Here is a 22320-nt window from a genome sequence, read left to right as displayed (position 1 = left end):
CGAAAGTACCTTAAAGGGTGAGGCGTACGTTCGCCGCATTGACGACGATAGACATGTAGAGTGTCCTGGCTGCTATTAACCTGCCGCCAAAAAGTCACTGCGCTCAAAAGTACGGGTAAGTTGCAGTGAAGTCACCGCTATGCTGTTAAATAATTTAACGAAATTTAACGAAATTCGTATAAATTCATCTATTGACGGGATAATAAAAGAATAACCAGCTAACCCGTGCCCCCGGTTGCAGTACCTAGAGGCCCAGAACACGCCTTTGTTGCAACCCGTGTATGAGCGATTTACTCGTTCAGCACTCAGTCGTCCCTTGGACGTACAACAGATTCGGACTGGGTCAATGTTTAGTCTTCAAAAAATAACCATCCGGGCATCGGTCAAGGTTTTTCAAAATCGGATGCAATCCGACGGCCATTTCAGCCACCCTCACACCAACGATGCAATCATGGACCTGTACTTTGACGTCCAGAGTCAAGGTCTTGTACGTCGGATAGCTTGAAACCATGAATTTCATTCGCCAGATTTACGAACGGGCGCGCCTGCCCCCACAGACTCGCAGTCACGCCATGCGTGGTCATCGCCTGCCCACTGTGCGCACCCTGCTCATGGGACTGGTACTCGGTTGCATGCTCCCCGGCATGGTCGGGACCATTTTCCTTTTTATCAAGGACATTCAAGTCGAACGCAAGCAACTTGAACAGTCATCCGTCCAGATGGCCCATGCCCTCAGTCTGGTGCTGGATCAGAAGTTTTCGCAACTCGAAACGACGGCTTTGATGCTCGCTCAGGACCAAACGCTAAGGGACAACAAACTGGCCCTGTTTCAAAACAATGCCGTTAGCGCCTTAGCAAGGGTCCAAATAGCCGGGCATATGGTGCTCAGCGACGCGAGCGGGCAAGTAGTTCTCAACACATTGACCGACTTCGGTGCTGCTTTGCCGCTTTATGGCAATCAGGCGCAATTGCGTCAGGTCTTTGCGACTGGGCAGTCCGTGATCTCCGATGTCTTTATTGGCGGCTTCCGAAAAAAGCACGCCATCACCATTGCCGTGCCAGTGTTCAATGGAGGAAAAATTATTTACGTTCTGAGCATTAGCTTCGATCCGGAACGTATCAATGAGTTGCTTCGCCAGCAAAGTTTCCCCAAGGACTGGATTGCCTTTGCGCTAGACAGCAAGGGGGTGATTGCCGCACGGACCTATAAGTTTGAAGAGACAGTGGGGAAAGCAGCAGCATTAACCAAATATAAGATGTTCAACGAGCAAAACGAAGGTGTCATTGAATTGGTGTCGCAAGAAGGCGCTCGAAATTTGACAGCGTTCAGCACCGCCCCCAACTCCAAGTGGCGGGTGGGTATTGGCATTCCCCGCGAGAGTCTGGAGTTGGCACTCATGCGCAAAGCAGCACTGATGGGGGTGGGCTTGCTCTTGCTGCTTGGTCTTGGGATCGTCTTAGCCCTGTTCATGGGCCGTCGAATTGCCCGTTCAGTGACAGGTCTGACCCTGCCAGCCAGAGACTTGATCGACGGCAACCCGCTGCGTGTGCCCAAAGTCTACTTTGAGGAAGCCAATGAAGTTGCCACTGCAATGGCAGATACATCGCAAAAATTAGGCTTGAAGTCAATCGAAGTACAGATCGCCTTGCAGAACTCGCGCGACAGCGAAAAGTTGCTCATAGAAGCCAACCTGAACCTTGAATCCAGAGTCATGGAGCGCACCCAGGCGCTGGCTGACCTCTACAACCAAGCCCCTTGCGGCTATCACTCGTTGGATGCACAGGGCCTAATCATCGATATCAACCAGACGGCGCTTGATTTACTGGGCTACACCCGCGAAGCGGTCATAGGGCAAAGCCCGACCCAGTTTTTTGATGCAAAAAATATAGCCCTATTCGCGCAGGTTTTTCCAAAACTGATGCGAGACGGCAAGCTCGAGAATATTGAACACGAGGTCATCTGCAAGGACGGCTCCCACATTCCTGTCCTGATCAGTTCCAATCTCGTCTTCGATGTACAAGGCCAAGTAGTCGGCTCCCGCGCCACGATGATCAACAACAGCGTCAACAAGGCGCGCCAGCAAAAAATAGCCGATCTCAGCCTATTCCTTACTGAGGTCATGGAGTCATTGACATTCGGTGTGGTGGTTTTGAATGAGGCGCGTGACGTGGTTCTGCGCAACCAACAGTTTGGACCCATCCTGGGCTACCCGCCTGAACTGGCTCAAAAAGAGAGTTTGAATTTTGCGGAAATGGTCCGTTTCAATTTTGACCGGGGCGACTACCCGGATCAGACCTATGAAGAAGTCTTGGGCGGGTTTCTTCAATTAATGCACGACCGAAAAACCATCTGTTTCGAGCGACTTCAGGCCAACGGTACTTATTTAGAAGTCCGTGGAAAGGTAATTTCCAAAGATTGGATTTTGCTGATCTATACCGACATCACAGCCTTCAAAACGGCCGAGCAAGTCCTGGCGCAAGCGCGTGAAGCGGCTGAAGTGGCCAACCTGGCCAAGAGCCAGTTTCTGGCCAATATGAGCCACGAAATCCGCACGCCGTTGAACGCGGTGCTGGGCATGGCGCAGGTGCTGATGCAGCCCAACATCTCGGAGTCCAATCGGCGCGACTATGCAGGCACCATTCTGAACTCCGGCCAGTCCTTACTGGCCCTGCTTAACGACATCCTGGATCTGTCCAAGATTGAAGCCGGCAAGCTTGATCTTGAAGCCATCGCGCTGGCACCAGCGCAACTCATCGGTGAAATAAAGGACCTGTTTACCCCGTCGACCCGCGCCAAGGGCTTGACCATTGAAGTCCGCTGGAACGGGCCCGAAAATCGCTACCTGGGCGACCCGAACCGCTTGAGCCAGATGCTTTCTAACCTCGTGGGCAATGCGATCAAATTCACTCTGCAGGGGGTTATCCGCATCGAAGCGCGTGAAGTGGTGTGCACTGAACAAACCGCCACACTTGAATTCTCGGTGTCTGACAGCGGCATTGGGATTGCCAAAGACAAGCAGGCGCTGTTGTTTCAAACCTTCTCTCAGGCAGACAACTCCACCACGCGCCAGTTCGGCGGAAGCGGGCTGGGGCTGTCCATCGTGCGCAAACTGGCGCAGGCCATGGGCGGCGAGTCGGGCCTAGAGAGCGAGGCCGGCATCGGTTCGCGTTTTTGGTTTCGCATCCAGGCCGACCTGCTCCCAGCCGATGCGCTGGATCTGCATGAGCAAGCGGGCATCAGCACGACTTCAGGGGTTGGAGCGACGATCACCCCGTTGCGCGGTCGTGTGCTGGTGATTGAGGACAACCCAGTGAACCAGATGGTGATGAAGGTGATGCTGGGTCAGATGGGGCTTGAGGTGGCGCTTGCAGACGACGGTCAACAGGCACTCGATGCGCTCATGGGCGGCGAGCGCGTGCAGCTGATACTGACCGATTTGCAAATGCCGGTGATGGACGGCTATCAGGCTGCCCAGCGCATTCGCCAGTGGGAGGCACAGACCCAGCAGAAGCGCCACCCCATCATCGCCCTGAGTGCCGATGCTTTTACCGATGTTCGAGTACGCTGCCTAGCCGTCGGCATGGATGAAATGATGAGCAAGCCGGTGATGCAGGGTGATCTGTGGGCGGTACTGGAAAAGTGGCTGCCAGCGGCCCCGCTAGCCCCACAGAAGGTCCCAACACGGCTTGACCAGAAGTCGGTCGACCCTGCCGCCATCAGCGCGCTGGTCAGTGAAATCCTGCCGATGCTGGCGCAAGGCAAGGCCGATGCCATTGACCGCTTCAAGGCCTTGCAGGAACTTGTCGCTGGCAGCACATTGGCACCAGAGCTAGCCGAAGTCGGCTTGCCACTCAAGAAGTTTCACTTTGATCTGGCGCGTGAGCGCCTTGACCAAATGGCAAGCAAATACGAATGGAGCGCTACACCATGACCCTATCAAGACCAAAAATATTGGTGATCGACGATGTGCCAGAAAATTTAGAACTACTGATTGCGGCATTGAAAGATGATTTCGATCTGCAGATTGCCACCTCTGGCGCGCGGGGCCTGGACTATGCCAGTCAGTCGACGCCTGACCTGATCCTGCTGGACGTGATGATGCCGGAGATGGACGGTTTTGAGGTCTGCCGGCGCATCAAGGGCGCTCATCAATTGCAAGATATCCCCGTCATCTTTCTGACCGCGCTCGGTGATGCTCAAGACGAGAGTTTTGGGCTTGAGTTGGGAGCAGCCGACTACATCACCAAACCAATTAACGTTGTGACAGCCCAACGAAGGATTCGCAACCTGCTCGAGCGGGAGGGACTGCGCAATGTGATCCAGGCCCAGTTCAATGAACTCAAGCAGGCCAGCGATCTTTTACAGGCATCACGCCAGCGGGAACTCGAATTTGGCAATGTCATCCAACGCACCTTACTGCAAGGCGTGATTCCCAAAGGCATTGAGGGTGCCAACATCAGCAGTTTCAGTCAACCCTCTCAAGTGGTGGATGGCGATTTCTCAGACATCCGCCGGATTCACACCAACAGCTTTGAGGTGCTGGTGGGCGACGTCATGGGCAAGGGCGTCAGTGCGGCGCTCATTGGCGCCGGGATCAGGTCGGCCTACCAGCAGGTGCTGGCCGACTTACAGATCGTCAAGTCGTTTGGAACTTTGCTACCCACGCCTGAGGAAATTGTCAATCAGTTGCACCGGGTGTTGACGCCGCGTCTGGCCGAGCTTTCCACCTATGTCACGCTGGCTTTGTACCGCTTTGATCTGGAGGCCGGCACGCTCACCTACGTGAACGCGGGGCACACCCCAGGCCTGTTGCGCTCGGCGACTCAAGGCCAAGTGCTGAGCATTGAGGGTACGAACCTGCCCATCGGCATTCTGGCCGATGAGGTTTATGTCGAGATCTGCGTCCCGATTGGCCCCGGCGACAGCCTGCTGGTGTACTCCGACGGCATCACCGAGGCCAGAAACCCCGAGGGTGAACAGTTCGGACAGGCGCGTTTGATCAACGCCTTCGAGACCGGCAAAGCGGCAGCGCTGGTGCCGTTTACGTTGCTCGAGTCCCTTCAGCAGTCGCTCAGGCGCTTTACCAGTGGCGCACCGGTGCAGGACGATAAAACCGCCATCATTGTCGAGTGGCCCAGTCACGTCGTTCCTTTGACGCGCTCACTGAGAACCAAGGAAACTGCGGCCCAGACACTGCACCGGCGGGCAGAGGCGGTGGCACGCAACTTTCTGACAGAAGCCTCGCGCAGTGACCGCTTCCTGTCGCCCGATAAAGCGCAGCAGGTCTTGTATGAACTGCGTGTGTACCAAGTCGAACTGGAGTTGCAAGCTGAGGAACTGAAGCGCACCCAGCGCAAACTCGAAGCCGATATTGTCGAGCGCAAACGCATGGAGCTGCAGGTGCACCAACTGGCGTTCTATGACCCGCTGACGCAATTGGCCAATCGTCGACTGCTCAAAGATCGCCTGAGCCAGGCCCTGTTAGCGAGCAAGCGCAGTGGCTTTTATAGCGCGCTGATGTTTCTGGATCTGGATAATTTCAAGCCACTCAACGACCAGCATGGGCACTCGGCGGGGGATCTGTTGCTGACAGCGATGGCAGCGCGACTCAAGGCCTGTGTGCGCGAGATCGATACCGTGGCCCGTTTTGGCGGTGATGAGTTCGTGGTGCTGCTGGATGAACTGTCGCTCAGCCGTGAAGAGTCGATGGCGCAGGCCGGCGTCATTGCCGAGAAAATTCGAGTTGCTTTGGCTGAACCCTACGTTCTAGGCATGGCGAACATGGGTGCCGACGCAGTCGCAGTTGAGCACCGCTGCACAACGAGCATGGGCGTGACCCTTTTCACTCACAGTGAAGATAGCCAGGACGAGATACTGATGCGCGCCGACAGCGCCATGTACCAAGCCAAGGCGCAGGGCCGCAACCGGGTTCGGTTCTATGACTCACAAACTGTTGCAAGTGTGCTGGCGTAATTCATCAGACCCATCCTCCGGTTGACTGCAACAATTCAGACACAGTTGGTGCCGAATTCAACGTCTAATCTGCAGTAAGCAAACCCATTCGCAGACACCAGGAGCACAGCGTGGAACTACTCAATCAAATTCAAGGCGATGACGTTTTGGTCATTCAAATCCAAGAAGACAATCTCGATGCCAGCAACGTGCGCGACTTTCGCGAAGGCATGCAAAAGCTGATCAAGGACAAGACCCGCGTTGTGCTGGATATGTCCAGTCTCAAATTTGTCGACAGCTCGGGCTTGGGGGCTCTGATCTCCTGCCTGCGTGACACCAACGGCCGCAAGGGCGATTTTCGTTTGAGCAATATGTCACGTTCCGTGTTGGCTTTGTTTGAACTGATGCGCATGCACCGCGTCTTCAGCATTCACGAGACAGCCGAAGGCGCAGTGGCTTCGTTTAGCTAAAGGTCCACGCGCTCCAGTCGGTAGCCATAGCCGTAGACCGGCACCATTTTCCAGCCCATGTTGCCGTCGAGCTTGAGCTTTTTGCGGATGCGGCTGACGTGGGTGTCGACAGTGCGTGAATCCACTTCGCTGCTGATGCCCCAGATACGGTCGAGCAAGTGGTCGCGCGACATGAGCTTGGCCGGGTTCTGAAACAGATACACCGAGAGATCAAATTCCTTTTGCGTCAGCGTGACAGGCGTGCCGTTGAGTAGCAGGGTGTGCTTGGGCACATCGATCTCGTAGGCCCCCATGCGCATGACAGGCAATCCGCCTGGGCTGGCGCGGCGCGCGGCAGATAAAAGACGGGCATTGAGTTCCTGCTGCTTGGCTGGTTTGACCACAAAGTCATCGGCACCGGCCTGCAAGGCATCAACCACGGTCTGCTCGTCGTCGCGCGAGGTCAGCACCACAATCGCAAGTTTCCAGCCCAGACTTTGACGCACCCAGCGCAGAATTTCGCCGCCATTGCCATCGGGCAGCATCCAGTCCAGCAGCAGTGCGTCGAAACTTCCTCCTTTGAGGGCCGCCAGCATGTCGGCTACGGTGCCAAACATCTCCACACTGTGCTGCGCGCTGCGCAGCCACAAATCCATCAAGGCTTGTTGATCCGGATCGTCTTCCAATACGCCAATATGCATTTCAGTATTCCTTTGTCAATTTGGCAAACCTGTTGTCTGTGCGAGTTCACATTTACACCACACTTGTTTATGCCTTGCCACGTATTCTCTGTCCATACCGACATTACGCGCAGCATACACAGCATCCATGAATACCTCCGAACTACTCACCCAGGTTACCTCTCCTGTGGAGATTCGTCGCCACATCGATTGGCACCATCAGCAAGATATTCCGCTCTTGCTGATGTGCGGCGCTGGGGGCGGCCACCGGCCCGCACGGATATCAAATTTTGACGCAACCAACACCGCCATCCATGTGGTCTGCGGCGGTGTTCATGATTTCAAGCAGGATGCAGATATTTCCTACGCTGTCATAGGCACCACTCCCAAGGGGGCCAACTTTCTGGCCTCCGGTCAGATGTGGGCCGATGCGGGTGTTCAAGACGGTTTTAAGCTGAGCCTGCCAAGCTGTATTGATGTTTCGCAATCGCGGGGAAGTGATCGTTGCGCGGCACCTGCCGGACATTTTCTACATTTCTGCGCGCTCGATCCGCATCTCAATGACGTGGTCTGTAGGGTGCAGAACATCAGCCGTGGCGGTCTTGCAGTCGAGTGGGAGCGGTGCGCAGACAGCCCACCGCCGGAGCAGGGCAGCATGACCGATGCCGCCATCCTGCAGTCCAGTGATCACCGCGTGCAACTTGGTCAATTGCGTGTGGCCCATATCACTTCGCGCAAGGGCGTCTATTCCATTGGTTTGAATTTTGAAAATGGCGCACCAAGCGAGTTTGATTCACTGGTGCTGGATGTGCAGCGCACCCGCAACTTTGCCTGAAGCGACTACAGCTAGGCCAACAAAGCAAAGACATGGGTAAAAGAATCATATTGGTAACCGGGCAGGGGGTGGCGCACCTGATTAGGATGCAATCGGTCAACGCTCGGGGTGACGTTGACAACTTTTGCCCTGTCGAAATTTACAGACGTGTGCCCACATGAGCCAGATACCGCAATTGCTGCGCATTCATCACGCCGCCATCATCTGCTCAGACTATGCTGTCTCAAGGCACTTTTATACCGAAGTGTTGGGTTTGCTTGTGCTGGCGGAGAACTTCCGCGCAGCACGTGATTCCTGGAAGCTCGACCTGCAACTGCCCGATGGCAGCCAAATCGAGCTGTTTTCAATGCCTCAGGCCCCGCAGCGGCCATCGTATCCAGAAGCGTGCGGACTTCGTCACCTGGCCTTTGCCGTCCTTGACCTGCAAACCTGGGTTGAGCATCTGAACGGCCTTGGTGTCGCAGTCGAGCCCATACGCCTGGATGAATATACCGGCAAGCGCTTTGTCTTCTTCCAGGACCCCGATCAACTTCCGCTGGAGTTGTACGAGGTTGAGGCGCCAGCTCCGACGCGATCGTGAAAGCCGCAGTGTTGGCAAAACTAGGGGTGTTTTTCCTTGCGCTGCTGCTGGCATGCTCAGCCGCTCCAAAAACACGCGCACTGAGGGCGCCAACGGTCGCGTCACCTGCACTGGGCGCCAATCTGGCGCCGGTGTCGGACTACTCTCAGACACCGGTGTTTGTAAACCTGATGGAACAAGCGCGCCGCTTTGGCTCTGCAGAGACCCCCTGGGACGAGAAAGCTGTGCTCGGCGTTGATGGCTGGCCGGTAGGTGACTTTGGCGTAGTGTTGATGGTCGGTCAGGGGCATGTGCCAGGTACGGCGGGTAAATACGCCGTCAGCTTTATCGGCCGTGCGCGCGTGGAGGTGGTGGCATCCCCCGCAGTGGTTCGCAATGCAGCCTATGACGCTCACAAAAACCACAGCACGCTTGACGTGGAGATGCCCCCTGGTGCTGAACAGCTGATGCTGCGTTTTATGGGCACGGGCCAAGGCATCAAGGCCCTGCGTGTGATTCGCCCCGGCTATGACGCACAGCATCCACCGCACTTCACCCGACTGTTCCTGCAGCACATTGCACCCTTCAAAACGCTGCGCTTCATGGACTGGTTGCGCACCAATGGAAGCACGGTTCGCACATGGGCACAGCGTGCCGATCCGGGAACCACGCATTTCCTCAGCGCTGCCGGCGTGCCTTGGGAGCGGGTGCTGGAACTGTCCAACACGAATTCCTCGGACCTCTGGATCAACCTGCCAGTGGAAGCCGATGACGACTACACACGGCAACTGGCGATGCTGTGCAAATCCCTACTCAAGCCCGGGCTGCATGTTTATCTGGAATACAGCAATGAAGTCTGGAACCCTGGCTTTGGTCAGTTTCACAAGAACCTGCAACTTGCACGCGAGGAGCTTGCCGCCAATGAATCAAGCAAGCTGCGCCTGGGTGGCGAGACCGATATCAACCGAATGGCCTTTCGCCGCACGGCCAAGCGCTTGCTGGAGATGGCCGCCATTTTTCGTGATGTTTATGGGCCGCAGGCGTACGCGCAGCGTGTCCGTCCGGTGCTGGCGGCACAGGTGGTGCAGCCTTCCATCCTGCAATTGCAACTGCGTTTTATCGAAGCGGCTTACGGCCCGCCTGCGGATTACCTCTTTGGCGTGGCCGTGGCCCCGTACTTCAATCTGGGTGCCAGCCAGACCGAGGATCAACTCTCAGCCGACCAGGTATTGACCGCCATGGGTGCGTCGGTTGACCGGTTGGAACGTCAGAACTCACTGGAAACCAATGTGGCACTAGCGCGCTGGTATGGCTTGCCCCTGTTGGCCTATGAGGGCGGCTCCGACACCTTTGGCTCGGGCAGCCTGGACGCCAAGCGCCAAGCCAGCCACGATCCGCGCATGCTGACCTTGTGCGAGCGCTATCTGGCCAAGTGGTTCGATACCGGTGGCGCTTTGTTCATGTGGTTTCAGGCCGGGGCTGGCGATTGGCGCCATCGCTACGGCAGTTGGGAGCTGAGTGAGTCTCTGCTGGACCAAAATGCGCCCAAGCTGCGCTGCTTGCAGGACTTTGGTGCGAAGTACATGGCGCATGATCCGCAGCGCAATGCGTTGCCCGGTGGCGTGGATGCCATGAACTATGTGGGCAGTTATGCGCCCTATAGCAAGGATTCCCGACTGCGGCTACGCTACTTGCATCCAGGGCAGTCACTGGACTATTTGCTGTGGAGCCCTGCTGCGCGCGATTACCAAATGAGCTTGCGAGCCGAAACCGGGCAGTCAGGAAATAGTGTGCAACTGGCGGTCGATGGCCGCAGCGTGGCCTCCACGGTGGCGCTTGTAGCCTCCGGCTGGGGCGCTATGAAGGAGACGGCATCGCTGACGCTGCGGTTGACTGCTGGTTTTCATACCTTACGTATCCGCACTTTGACCGAGACCACAGGCTTCCGTTTGGATACCATTTCACTGCGTTGAAATCAGGGGGTGAGAGTTCACACATCGACCATACATCACGCGTGTGAATTTTTAGAATGAAGGTTTCCCCCCCCAGAGGTAACACCCCCCATGAAAATGACCGTGCTATACGCTGGCCAGAGTTCGCCCCATGCAGGCTGGGCCGCCATTGACGAATTGGCGTTGATTCTGGCGCGCGTTTTTCAAGCCGAGCTACTGTCACCGGCGATTCAGCCCAATTCGCTGTTGCGGCGCATCACGGGGCGCGAAAAGCTGCAGTTTGCCCCGCTGGAATGTTCCGGCGGCGATGTGCTGTTCGTGGTGGCACGGGGCCCGGAAGATCTGGCCATGGTCAATGCCATTCGCAATGTGCGCGCCAAGTTCAGCCGCATCCATGCCTTTGTCACCGACACCTACTTCCAAGCCGGCTTCTACGCCGAGACGGCCTTGTTTGACAGCATTACCGTGACCGCCCATGAAGACCAAGACTTCCCGGCGCAAAAATTTGGAATCAAGGTACACCAACTTCACCAAGGCACTGATGCCTTGCAGTGGGCACCACGCCAGGCCTTTGCGCGAGAGATTGATGTCATGTCTTTTGGTAGAACGCCGCCTAGCTATCAACGCGCTCTAACCCAGTCCTTCCACCGCATGGACTCGCCCTATTTGTACCTGCACTCGCCGTTGGGTAATTTGTCCGGTCCCACAGTGCAGGTGGAGCGGGCCATGCTGTTCAAATTGCTGCACCGCACGCGTGTCTCGTTGGCTTTTCATCTGCTCATCGAGCCGCAGGGCGGACGTCCACGCTCCATGATGGTGACCAGCCGCTGGCTTGAGTCATTGCTCTCGGGTTGTGTGGTGGCCGGGCGTCGCCCGGTTTCGCGCATGGCCGATGAGATGCTGGATTGGCCGGGCAGCACTATTGAGCTCTCCGCTGTTCCCGAAGAGGCGGTACATGAACTGCAAAGCCTGTTGCAAAACGAGGGCGAGTTACAACAGCAGCGCCGCAGCAATGTGCGTAACACCCTGGAGCGGCATGATTGGCGACTGCGCATCCAGTCCCTGTGTCGCCTGCATGACTGGTCGGTGCCGACAACGCTGCTAGACGAATTGCAGCAACTGGAAGCACTGGCCCAACTTTGGCAAGATTAGGCTTGCAGAAGTTCACATTTCGGTAACGATATATAACCGACAGCCGCTGACACTTGCAGGCATGACAAACCTAAGGTCCTGCCTACACTCCACCCCCTTGCTCAGCCTGCTGTGTCTGCTCATCCTGACCCTGTTGAGCGCATGTGCCGGCAAACCGCCAGTGCATGCAGAGACTTTTCGTCCCATTGAAAAGCAGTCCACCACGGCACTCATGTCCAAGGAAGACCTGGCTCTGATCGAGGAGTCAAACAACCCGGTCTACCGCATGGGCAGTGGTGATGTGGTGCGGCTGGAAGTGTTTGGTCGCCCCGAAGTGAGTGGCAAGCACATTGTCGGGCCGGACGGCAAGATCACCCTGCCACTGGCCGGTGATATCGCCCTGAGTGAGCTTACCCGTGAAGAAGGCCGCGACCTGGTAACGCAGCGCTTGCGCACGTTTTTCACCCAGCCCTTTGTCAGCCTGATCGTGGACGAGTACACCTCCAACCAGGTCACTGTGCTGGGCCGGGTGGAGCATGCCGGCGTACAGAAATTCGCCCAGTCCCCCACGTTGGCCGAAGTGCTGGCCGGAGCGGGTGCCATGCCTATCTTGGACAAGCAGGCTACGCTGACGCGCTGCGCCATCATGCGCGGGCGCGACAAGCTGATCTGGGTAGACCTCAAGGCCCTGCTCAATGGTGACCCGGCCTACAACCTGCGAATGAAGAAGGGCGACATCGTATTCATCCCCGACTCTTCCGATACTTCCATCTATGTGCTGGGCCAAGTGGTCCGCCCCGGCTCTTACCGTCTGACACCCCGGATGACGGTGCTGGATGCGCTGGCCCAGGCCGGTGGGCCGACTGAAGATGCCAAGCCCGAAAAGATTGGCCTGTACCGCGTCGGCAACAACAGTATTCAAGAGATTACATTTGCCGACCTCATCAATCCGGCGCGTGCCGTCAACTTTGCCCTGGAAGACGGCGATGTCCTGTTTCTGCCGCGCAGTGGTTTGGGCGAATTCGGATACTTTCTGCGCCAAATAACACCGACCATTCAGGTTTTGGATTTTGGTATCAATTACCTCACATTTAAAAAGTACTACTAAACCCATGGTCACAGCACCCACGGTCTCGGTCGTCATCATCGGCCGCAATGAAGGCAAGCGTCTGCAACGATGCATCGCCTCGGTGCAGCAGGCCCATTGGGGCGTGCTACAGCACGACATCTGGTATGTCGATTCCCGCTCCACTGATGACAGCCTGGCACTGGCCCAGGCGCAGGGCGCACAGACGCTGGTGCTGCCCGAAGGCCCGATGTGCGCGGCCAAGGCGCGCAACCTGGGTTGGAACACCGCATCTGGCGAATTCATCCTGTTTCTGGATGGTGATACCGAGTTGCATCCGGAATTTGTGACCCATGCGCTGACCGCCCTGAATGACAGCAGCCTGTGTGCAGCTTGGGGTCATCGTCGCGAGTCGAATCCGCAGCAATCGATCTACACCCGCGTGCTGGATCTGGACTGGATATACCCACCCGGCATTAGTCCGTATTTTGGCGGCGACGTACTGGTGCGGCGCCGTGCGCTGGATCAGGTGGGCGGTTTCGATGCCACGCTCAACGCCGGCGAGGAGCCTGAACTGTGCGCCCGTTTGCGAAGCAAGGGCTGGAAGATCCTGCATATCGACGCTCCGATGACCCGTCACGACCTGGCCGTGCGCAGTTTCAAGGCCTATGCGCGGCGCTGCTACCGCTCGGGCATCGCCTATGCCGAGGTGACCCATCGAATGCAAGCCCTGGGCGACGCACTGTGGCAGCACGAAGCCCGCCGTGACCTGATGCACGGTCTGCTGTATGTGACCGCACCCCTGTTGCTGCTGATGGCCTTTGCGCTGCATGTGTTGGCGGGTGGCTTGCTGGCTGCGCTGGGCGTGGTGGTTGTGCTGCGCAGCGCTTGGCGCTGCCGTGAGCGGGCCGCTGGCGATGCAGTGTTGGCGCTTCAGTACGCGCTGCATTCGCATGTGCAAAAAATTCCTGCTTTCTTTGGTCAGCTGGCCTGGAAACGTGCCCATGCGCGCTCTCAGCGCTTGGCACTGGTGGACTACAAGGAGTAAACCCATGACCAAGAATATTCTGTCCTGGCTGCTGTGGCCACTGGCCTGTGGCCAGCAAACCTTGGGCGCCAAACTGCTTGCTTTGTGGAGCTTTGCTCGCCTTCGCGCGAGCCTGCGCAGTCCCTTGCATGTGTCCAATGTGATTTTGGGGCCAGTCAGCGTGGAAGGCACGGCCAATATTCGCATCGGACGTAACGCCCGCATCTACCCAGGTGTGGTCTTGGAGACGCAAGGGGCAGGGCGCATCGTGATTGGCGACAACGTGGTGCTGTCGCGCGGCGTTCACATCGTGGCCTTTGCAACCATCACCCTGGGCGACAACTGCATGCTGGGCGAGTACGCCAGCCTGCGCGATGCTGACCATAAAAAAAGCCAGGTTTCGATGCGCGACAGCGGGCACGACTGTGCCGCCATTGCGCTGGGCCGTAATGTCTGGGTTGGGCGTGGCGTCTGCGTACTCAAGGGCGTACAAATCGGCGCCAACAGCATCATCGGTGCCCATGCCGTGGTCACCCACGATGTGGCTTCTTCTTCCTGTGCCGTGGGTGTGCCTGCACGCGCACGCGCTCTGTCATTTTCTGCCTGAGGTTATTTTTCCATGTCCAATACCTGCGTTCCCCTGGCCTATCTGGTGAGCCGCTACCCGGCCATTTCGCATACCTTCATCCTGCGCGAGATTGCGCACCTGCGCACTCTAGGCTACAAAATTCATACGGCCTCCATCAATGCACCCGACCGCAGCCTGGAGACCATGGACGCCACTGAACGTACCGAGGCCGAGCAGACCTATGGCGTCAAGCAGCACGGTGCTGCCGGTGCCCTGGCTGCCCTGGGCTACTGGGCCTTGCATGCGCCGTCTGCCTTGCTGAAGACATGGGGCGCATCACGCCGCTTCGGCTTGGTCAAAGGCCTGGCCTATACGGTCGAGGCCGCCATGGTGGCGCGTTGGATGCAGCGCCAGTCACTGGCCCATCTGCATGTCCACTTCGGCAACGCCGGTGCCAGCGTGGGTGTGTTGGTCAAGCAACTTACGGGCTGTCATCTGTCCTACACCATCCACGGACCCGACGAGTTTGACGATGTGCCCGGCCAGCAACTGGCCTTCAAGATGCATGCCGCCGACGCCATCGTTTGCATCAGCCAGTTTGCACGCAGCCAGCTCATGCGCATCAGTTCACCCGCCGATTGGCCCAAGTTCACCGTCTGCCGTCTGGGCGTGGACGCCAGCGTATTTCAGGCCACACCGCGCGCCGTGTCAGCCGCCGTGCCGCAACTCGTCAGCATTGGACGCCTGACGCCTGCCAAGGGCCAGGTGCTCCTGATACAAGCTTGCGCACAACTGCGTGACCGTGGCGTGCCCTTTCATCTGACCATGGTCGGCGACGGCCCGGACCGTGGCCGTGTGGAAGCCGAAATTGCCAAGTTGCATTTGCAGTCGCAGGTCAGCCTGACCGGCTCGCTAACCCAGGAAGGCGTGCGCGCAGAGCTGGCCCGCTCGGATGCGTTTGTGCTGCCCAGCCTGGCCGAAGGCATTCCCGTGGTGCTGATGGAGGCCATGGCCTCCTATGTGCCCTGCATCTCCACGCCGGTTAATGGCATTCCGGAACTGATTGAACACGGTCACACCGGTCTGCTGGCCACGCCCGGCGATGTGGATAGCCTGGTCACGCAACTTACCCTGTTGTGCACCAACGCCGAGCTACGCCAGCGCATGGCGCTGGCCGCTTATGCCAAGGTCACCCGTCAGTTTGATTTGTTCTCCAACGTGCGCGCCCTCGGTGGCGTGTTTACCCAGTTTTCCAAGGCCTGACCATGGACCTCTCCATACTGATCGTGACCTACAACTCCGCGCCTCTGATGGACGCGCTGCTAAGCCAACTGAAGGCCGAAATCCATAGCGAAACATTTGGTTGGCAGGCTGAAGTAGTGCTGTTGGACAACGGCTCACGTGATGGCACCGCTGAATTGGTCACCGCGCTGCACCCTTGGGTCAAACAGGTGCCTAACTGTGTCAACCTTGGATTTGCCGCCGGTAACAACCTCGCCGCTCAAAGCGCCAGCGGACGTTACCTGCTGTTGCTCAATCCGGACGCAGTCCCAGCACCGGGCGCACTGGCCCAGGGCATCGCCCTGATGGACGCACACCCCGAGGCTGGCATGGCCGGTGGTGAGTTGCGCAATACCCGTGGCGAGCGTGAGCCTTCGGCGCGCATGTTTCCCACCTTGCGCGATGAAATCTTCACCATGTCCGGGCTGGCCGCCAAATACCCGCAGAGCCGCACCTTTGCGCGGCTGGATCGGCGCTGGGCCGACCCAGAGCAGGATGCCGCAGTGGACTGGATACCTGGTGCCTTTGTGTTTTTGCCGCGCAGCGTGTTCCTGAAACTGGGTGGTTTTGATGAGCGCTTCTTTATGTACTACGAAGAGGTGGACCTGTGCCGCCGCCTGCAGCAGAACGGATATAAAGTGCTCTACTGGCCGCGCCTCAAGGCCGTGCACATTGGCGGGGCCTCGGCCAAGACGGTCAAGAGCGCACGCGTTTCGCGCGCTGGCTCCCAACTTGAAAGCTGGCGCATGCGCAGCGCCATGCTCTATTACCGAAAGCATCACGGCCTGGCGGGTGCCTTGGGCCTGATGGCCATCGAGTGGGGTTGGCACCGACTGCGCGGCCTGCGCGCTGCCTGGCGTTGCCAGACCGACAAGGCCAGCGACATGGCCATGCACTGCACCCAACTGCGCCAGGCCTGGGCTGATACGGACTCCGGCAGTACCAGCCCGATCAAGCCGTGGTAGTGGCCGACGGGGCTGACAACGGACCCTCCTTGCAGCGCCGCATGTTGCACGCAGCGGCTTGGCTGGTGGGCAGCAATGTGGCGTCGCAAGGCCTGCGGCTGCTCAGCAGCCTGGTGCTGACGCGCTTGCTGTTGCCCGAGTCCTTTGGTCTGATGGCCGCAGTGCAAACCCTGTACTTTGCGCTGGTGATGTTCTCCGACCTGGGCGTCTGGCAAAGCGTGGTGACCCATCCGCGAGGCGAGCAGACAAAATTTCTGGGCACCGCGTTCTCAGTGCAGTTCGCCCGTGGCGTGCTGCTGGCTGCCATCGTGGCGATGATTGCGCTGGGCCTCAAGCTGTGCGCGGTTTATGCGCCGTTCCGTGCCGACACCGTCTATGCCGATGCACGTCTACCCGCCATGGTGCTGGTGTTCGCACTCAGTGCCCTGCTGCAAGGGGCAGAGTCCATGCACATTGCCACCGCCCAGCGCGCACTGCAGACCCGGCTGCTTACGCGCCTTGAACTGCTGACGCAACTGGCCGGCATGGTGGTGACTATTTCTTGCGCGCTCTGGACGCACTCGGTCTGGAGCCTGCTGCTGGGCACCGTCACCGCCACGCTGGCGCGCACCGTGCTCAGCCACACCCTGTTTCATGGCCCCGCCTACAAGCCTTGTTGGGACCGTGCCAGCCTGCATGACATAGTCGGTTTCGGCAAGTGGATTTTTCTCTCCTCCATCATCGGCTTTGCCGCCTCCAATGGCGAAAAATTGATTCTGGGCGGTGTATTGGCAGCGCAGGACTTTGGCGTGTTCTCCATCGCCTCGCTGCTGCTGGCTGCCATCATTGGCCTGGTGGGCAACCTCAATGCGCATCTGGTGTTTCCTGGTCTGAGCGAAGCGCTGCGCAGCGGCGATGCGGCCGCCCACAAGGTCTATACCCGCATACAGCAAATCGCCGATGCCATCCTTGGCAGCATTGCTGGCCTGACCCTGGTGCTGGGCGATTGGGTGGTGCGCATTCTGTACGATGTTCGTTATGCCGAGGCTGGCTGGATGTTGCAGATGTTGGCTCTGGGTTTGGTGGCCATGCGCTACCAGGTGCTGGAGCAGATGATGTTTGCCCGCAATCGCCCCGGCTGGGTGACCTTGAGCAACACGCTGCGCGCGCTGGCACTGGTGGTTCTGGTGCCGCTGGGTTATGCGTTGGGCAGTGTTCAAGGCGCGGTGCTGGCGGTGGTGGCCAGCCAGTTTGCCGGTTGGCCGGTGGCTATAGTTTTCAAGTTACGCCAGGGCCTGATGTCCTGGAAATCCGAGGTCGTCTGGCCATTGGCACTGCTGCTGGCCGGGGCCATCGCTTGGCTCATGCATAGGCTGCTCGACCTGTTGCTCCGCTGAACTTTACTCACCGTTCCCCTATGCGATTTACCTTTCTATTGCCCAGTGACAACTTCACCGGAGGTGCCCGTGTCATCGCGGTGTATGCCAGCGAACTGCAAAAGCTCGGTCACGAGGTGCTTGTGGTGACATGCGCACAAGACCCGCTACCCTGGCGGCAACGTTTGCGTGCGCTGTTCGCGCCGACCCAAGAGCCAGGACCGGTGGGCCATATTGCACTTTCGGGTGTGCCGCACAAAGTGATGCCACGTTTGGGCCCGATTGGTGAGGCGGATGTGCCCGATGCCGATGTGGTGGTGGCCACTTGGTGGGAGACGGCGGTCTGGATGCATGGCTTTAGCGCGGCCAAGGGTCGCAAGGTCCACCTGATCCAAGGCTATGAAGCGTGGTTTGGACCGCAGGTACTGCCTCAACTGCATGCCGCCCTGCGTCTGCCCAATACCAAGCTGGCGATTTCACGCGGGTTGGCCCAAACCATTGAAGAGGCGTTAGGTTCCCTGCCCATGACGGTGGTGGCCAATGCGGTCGATTTGCAGCAGTTCAATGCACCGCTGAGAGTGCGCAATCGCCCGCCGCGCGTGGGCTTCATCTATGCCCATGCGGCCATCAAAGGCAGCGACATCTGCATTGCTGCCTGTGCACTGGCACGCCAGCAGATTCCCGATCTGCAGGTGCTGGCCTTTGGCACCGAGGCAGTATCTGCCGAGCTGCCGCTGCCTGTGGGCACTCAATATTTCTACCGCCCGGCGCAGCAGGATTTGCGTTTGCATTACGCGGCTTGCGACTACTGGCTATTTGGCTCGCGCCTGGACAGCTTTGGCCTACCGATCCTCGAAGCCATGGCCTGCCGCACGCCCGTTATCGGCGTGCCCATTGGCGCAGCACCCGATCTGATCGGGCAGGGCGGTGGTGTACTGGTTGAAAAGGAGTCTGTGCAGGGCATGGCCGATGCCATCGTGGCACTGTGCCGTGATTCGGATGCCGAGTGGCAAAGCATGTCAGAGGCCGCCCATGCCACGGCCCATGCCTATTCGTGGACCGACGCCACGCATAAATTGCTGCAGGTGCTGGATCAGACCGCTCTTCGGCATCTGGATTTATGCTAAATATGGCTGTAGCCCCCGTGCTATATGCGTGAGCAGCTATTATATTTGCAGCAAATGTGGTGCGTTCGCATCAGCCTGTCAGCCGTATTTCCGCAATGGCTTGCGCCAGACGCTGCAGCGCGGCCTCCGATAGCAAGTCTGCGCCTGATTGCTGGGCTTCCATGGCCTCGCGGGCCAGCACACTCAGTGCTGCAAAGCCATAGCCACCCGCAGCCCCGGCCAGGCGATGCAGGGCCACATGACGTGCGTTTGCGTCAGGCGCCTTTTGAATGTCTTGCAAGCGCTGCGGTAGACCCGCAACAAAGGTTTTCTGAATTTTCAGAAACTGTGCCGCAAAGGCTGGCGCCATGCCCTCAGGCAGATTTGCCACGCCCGTGCTCCCAGTAAATGCGGATGTTCTGAGGCAGTGTCACTGCATCAAAAGGCTTGACGATGATGCCCGTGGCGCCACATTCCAACAGTGCCTCTACCTCGTCCTGCATGGCCTTGGCGGTCAGAAACACGATGGGCACACCCTGCATCACCGGCAGTGCACGCAGCTTGATCAGCGTTTCCGGTCCGCTCATCTCGGGCATCATCACATCCAGCAGCACCAATTGGGGCCGAAAAGCCTCGACGCGCTCCAGCGCTTCAGGGCCACTGGCGCACAGGCTCAGGCCAAAACCGCCGATGCCGCCGAGGCTGAAGTCCAGAATAGTTCGTATGTCTGCGTCATCTTCTACACACATGACACGCTCAAACACTTCCATGGTTCAAACCTCCGTTTTGGTCGGCCAGCATGGCACGTACCCGGTTGATGATTTCCTGGCGCGGCGTGGCGGTGGCTGAGAGCCATCCCATGCCTTGGCGCGATGCAAAGCCAGCGTCAAATGCGTCGCTCATCAGGACAATGCGCGCAGGCATCTGCAAGGACAACAGGCCTGCGCAGAACGCATCGACCGATCCCTGTGCCTGCGGGTTGGCCAGCACCGCCGCAGGTGGGCCCATGCGCCGGACCATGGCATCGGCACCTGCCAGGTTGTTGACCAGTTCCACACGGCCCAGTTCCAACAGCCAGTCTGCCATCCGTTCGAGCAACTGATGGTCCTGGGCGATGCACAGAATCCAGGGCGCTTCGTGCGGCTGAGTCAGGCACGGCAGGGTGATGCTGAAGGTGGCCCCGCCAGTGACTCTTGACTCAGCATGGATCGCGCCGCCCATTTTTTCAACCAGCATGCGGCTGATGTACAGACCCAACCCGGTGCCGCCGATGGCGCGCTGGTCAGAACCGTCGGCCTGTGAAAACTTTTCAAACAACTTCTTGCGAAATGCAGGATCAATACCCGGCCCTTCGTCAACCACGTCCACTTGCAATTGACCCTGGTTTTGCGTCAGATCGACGCGCACCACCTTGCCCTTGGGCGAGTGCTTGATGGCGTTGGAAAGCAGATTGGCCATGATTTGCAGAAATCGGTCGGGATCGACCTGGGCCCTGCACACCATGGTGTCGTGCTCGAATTGGAGCGTGACGTCACTGCGCTGCGCATACCCGGTGTTGGCGTTGACTGCCTCGCGGATCAAGGGTGCCAGGTCGGTTGGTCTCTGATTCAGCGGCATGCGGTTGCCTTCGAGCTTGGTCAGGTCCAATACATCGTCAATCAGGCGGCTCAGGCGGTCGCCGTTGCGCTTGGCGACATGCGCCAGTTGCAATGCCCGCTCCGGCAACGGTCCTCCGGCACCCGCTGCCAGCAGTCCGAGCGCTCCCAGTATGGAGGTCAGCGGAGTACGAAGTTCGTGGCTGACCGTGGCTAAAAACTCGTCCTTCATACGCTCGATGCGGCGTGCCTCGCTCAGGTCATGCAAGGCAATCGTGCAGAACTCCTGGCTACCCATGTGCCAATGGTTATACGAGACAGAAAAGTGCTTGACGGCCTCGGGTTGCAGATGGATCTCTACTTCAGCATGGGCTAACAAAAAGCCCATCTCCAGACCGGTCAGTTGCATGATGGAAACGTCGTCATGCACTTGATCGTTGCCCAGTGCAAATAGCGACCGCGCCGCACGGTTGAGTTCACTGATGCGGCCGTTCTGGTCAATGGTGATGATGGCATCGGCAATATGTTCGTGAATCGCATGCTGGCGTTGTGCCATCAGCGACAAGTTGTCCTGCATTACCAAAATGCGTTGGTACTGGCGCAGCTTGGCATGGAGGATGGCTGGATTCACTGGTTTGAGCAGGCAATCGGCTGCCCCACTGGCCAGGGCCTGCGCGTAATGTTCATCGCCTTGCAGCGCAGACAGCACGATCACCGGCAGCCATTTGCCTGTGACGCGTTTGCGAATGGCCCGAGCCACCTCAAATCCGTTCATGCCTGGCATGAGCAGGTCCAGCAGCAGCACATCCGGATGCAGGGTATCTATCAGGTGCAAGGCCTCTTCACCGCTGGCGGCTTCAATCGCTTCATGACCCAGTTCTCGCACGATCTGCAGTAACTCCTGGCGGCTGGCCAGGATGTCGTCGGCAACGAGTACCTTCATGGGTAGATTGACATGGGCGGGTGCTGGCATGGCAGGCTGTTGAGCGTTATTCAAATTCACAATCCGGACACAAGTTGGAGGCGACGCTGGTCTGTAATGGGCATGTTGAGTTAACTGTAACCGCATCCCGAGCCCTCCACACCATGAAAAAAAGAGACCTGCCCCAGATTCCGAGCCAGCGCGCGAGCCAGTTTCAGGCTTCCAGAAAGCGTATTGTGTGGCGCATCAAGGTGAGCACCTTGCACGTCGTGAAGCGTGCGATGGACATTGCCGTGGTGCTTCCAGCCCTGGTCTTGCTGGCGCCGCTGTTTTTGGTAGTGGCGCTTTGCATCCGTTTGCATGACGGCGGACCGGTGCTGTATTGGCAGAAACGCGTGGGGCGACGTGGGTGTGAATTTGCGTTTCCCAAGTTTCGTTCCATGTGTGTGGATTCGGACGCCGTGCGCGCCAAAATTGCCGCCATGAATCAGCATGGTGCCCATGGCGTGACCTTCAAAATGAAGCAAGACCCCCGCATCACCCCCACTGGTCGTGTGATCCGCCGCTTCAGTATTGACGAACTTCCGCAACTGTGGTGCGTGCTGACCGGCCAGATGACCTTGGTGGGCCCGCGCCCACCCATGCCCTCCGAGGTGGCCAAGTACAGCCTGCGTGACCGGGAGCGCCTGAGCGTGGTGCCGGGACTGACGTGCTTCTGGCAGGTCAACGGCCGCTCTGAAATTCCTTTTGATCAACAGGTTGAAATGGATATTGACTACATCCACCAGCGCTCGCTGTGGACCGACATCAAAGTCCTGTTTAAAACCATCCCTGCAGTGCTCTTTGGCCGCGGTGCCTATTGATCCAAGACAGTCC

Annotated in this window: 19 protein-coding genes; 15 read left to right on the top strand and 4 right to left on the bottom strand. The window is 58.2% G+C overall.

Annotated features, from left to right (window positions below; all coding sequences use genetic code 11):
• Positions 1-509: 509 nt before the first annotated feature.
• The 3 genes from WCG50_RS00580 (at position 510) to WCG50_RS00570 (ending at position 6423) form a co-directional block, all read left to right on the top strand.
• A complete protein-coding gene (locus WCG50_RS00580; protein ID WP_336897611.1) occupies positions 510-3932 on the top strand; it encodes an ATP-binding protein in 3423 nt (1140 codons plus the stop codon).
• On the top strand, positions 3929-5974 hold the full coding sequence (locus tag WCG50_RS00575; RefSeq protein WP_336897610.1) for a SpoIIE family protein phosphatase: 2046 nt from the start codon (positions 3929-3931) through the stop codon (positions 5972-5974). The genes WCG50_RS00580 and WCG50_RS00575 overlap by 4 nt, the downstream gene beginning before the upstream one ends.
• Positions 5975-6084: 110 nt before the next feature.
• A complete protein-coding gene (locus WCG50_RS00570) occupies positions 6085-6423 on the top strand; it encodes an STAS domain-containing protein (protein ID WP_336897609.1) in 339 nt (112 codons plus the stop codon).
• Here WCG50_RS00570 and WCG50_RS00565 read toward each other — a convergent pair.
• Positions 6420-7103 carry a response regulator transcription factor gene (locus tag WCG50_RS00565; protein WP_336897608.1) on the bottom strand — a complete coding sequence of 228 codons (684 nt, stop codon included), beginning with the start codon at positions 7101-7103 and terminating at the stop codon, positions 6420-6422. The two genes, WCG50_RS00570 and WCG50_RS00565, sit on opposite strands and share 4 nt — an antisense overlap.
• Positions 7104-7230: 127 nt before the next feature.
• Between WCG50_RS00565 and WCG50_RS00560 the strand changes: the two genes are divergently transcribed.
• The 11 genes from WCG50_RS00560 (at position 7231) to WCG50_RS00510 (ending at position 18948) form a co-directional block, all read left to right on the top strand.
• A complete protein-coding gene (locus tag WCG50_RS00560; protein WP_336897607.1) occupies positions 7231-7917 on the top strand; it encodes a PilZ domain-containing protein in 687 nt (228 codons plus the stop codon).
• Positions 7918-8074: 157 nt separating this feature from the next.
• Positions 8075-8497 (top strand): VOC family protein, encoded by a 423-nt coding sequence (locus WCG50_RS00555; RefSeq protein ID WP_336897606.1) that lies wholly within the window; start codon positions 8075-8077, stop codon positions 8495-8497.
• 8 nt (positions 8498-8505) lie between these two features.
• On the top strand, positions 8506-10449 hold the full coding sequence (locus WCG50_RS00550) for a hypothetical protein (protein WP_336897605.1): 1944 nt from the start codon (positions 8506-8508) through the stop codon (positions 10447-10449).
• 90 nt (positions 10450-10539) lie between these two features.
• Positions 10540-11580 (top strand): glycosyltransferase, encoded by a 1041-nt coding sequence (locus tag WCG50_RS00545; RefSeq protein ID WP_336897604.1) that lies wholly within the window; start codon positions 10540-10542, stop codon positions 11578-11580.
• A 61-nt stretch (positions 11581-11641) separates the two neighbouring features.
• Positions 11642-12667 carry a polysaccharide biosynthesis/export family protein gene (locus tag WCG50_RS00540; RefSeq protein WP_336897603.1) on the top strand — a complete coding sequence of 342 codons (1026 nt, stop codon included), beginning with the start codon at positions 11642-11644 and terminating at the stop codon, positions 12665-12667.
• Positions 12668-12671: 4 nt separating this feature from the next.
• A complete protein-coding gene (locus WCG50_RS00535; protein ID WP_336897602.1) occupies positions 12672-13673 on the top strand; it encodes a glycosyltransferase family 2 protein in 1002 nt (333 codons plus the stop codon).
• Between the two features lie 4 nt (positions 13674-13677).
• Positions 13678-14259, top strand: coding sequence for a hypothetical protein (locus tag WCG50_RS00530; RefSeq protein ID WP_336897601.1), 582 nt, complete (start codon positions 13678-13680; stop codon positions 14257-14259).
• A 12-nt stretch (positions 14260-14271) separates the two neighbouring features.
• A complete protein-coding gene (locus WCG50_RS00525) occupies positions 14272-15483 on the top strand; it encodes a glycosyltransferase family 4 protein (RefSeq protein ID WP_336897600.1) in 1212 nt (403 codons plus the stop codon).
• Positions 15484-15485: 2 nt separating this feature from the next.
• Positions 15486-16466, top strand: a complete 981-nt coding sequence (locus tag WCG50_RS00520) for a glycosyltransferase family 2 protein (RefSeq protein ID WP_336897599.1) — start codon at positions 15486-15488, stop codon at positions 16464-16466.
• On the top strand, positions 16460-17842 hold the full coding sequence (locus WCG50_RS00515; protein WP_336897598.1) for an oligosaccharide flippase family protein: 1383 nt from the start codon (positions 16460-16462) through the stop codon (positions 17840-17842). The genes WCG50_RS00520 and WCG50_RS00515 overlap by 7 nt, the downstream gene beginning before the upstream one ends.
• 20 nt (positions 17843-17862) lie before the next feature.
• Positions 17863-18948 carry a glycosyltransferase family 4 protein gene (locus tag WCG50_RS00510; protein ID WP_336897597.1) on the top strand — a complete coding sequence of 362 codons (1086 nt, stop codon included), beginning with the start codon at positions 17863-17865 and terminating at the stop codon, positions 18946-18948.
• A 70-nt stretch (positions 18949-19018) separates the two neighbouring features.
• Here the strand turns inward: WCG50_RS00510 and WCG50_RS00505 are convergent, their stop codons facing one another.
• From WCG50_RS00505 to WCG50_RS00495, 3 genes are read right to left on the bottom strand one after another with little or no spacing between them, the layout of a single operon-like run.
• Entirely contained in the window at positions 19019-19318 is a 300-nt protein-coding gene (locus tag WCG50_RS00505) for an Hpt domain-containing protein (protein WP_336897596.1), read from the bottom strand.
• Positions 19302-19697: a response regulator gene (locus WCG50_RS00500; protein ID WP_336897595.1), complete on the bottom strand. Its 396-nt coding sequence runs from the start codon at positions 19695-19697 to the stop codon at positions 19302-19304. The genes WCG50_RS00505 and WCG50_RS00500 overlap by 17 nt, the downstream gene beginning before the upstream one ends.
• Positions 19684-21519 carry an ATP-binding protein gene (locus WCG50_RS00495; protein WP_336897594.1) on the bottom strand — a complete coding sequence of 612 codons (1836 nt, stop codon included), beginning with the start codon at positions 21517-21519 and terminating at the stop codon, positions 19684-19686. Before WCG50_RS00495 ends, WCG50_RS00500 begins: the two co-directional genes overlap by 14 nt.
• An 89-nt stretch (positions 21520-21608) precedes the next feature.
• On the opposite strand from WCG50_RS00495, the gene WCG50_RS00490 reads away from it, so the two are divergent.
• Positions 21609-22307, top strand: coding sequence for a sugar transferase (locus tag WCG50_RS00490; RefSeq protein WP_336897593.1), 699 nt, complete (start codon positions 21609-21611; stop codon positions 22305-22307).
• Positions 22308-22320 lie beyond the last annotated feature (13 nt).

Origin of the sequence: Rhodoferax sp., from assembly GCF_037143375.1 — a bacterium.
Classification (GTDB): domain Bacteria; phylum Pseudomonadota; class Gammaproteobacteria; order Burkholderiales; family Burkholderiaceae_C; genus Rhodoferax.
This window is presented reverse-complemented; position numbering and strand designations above follow the sequence as displayed.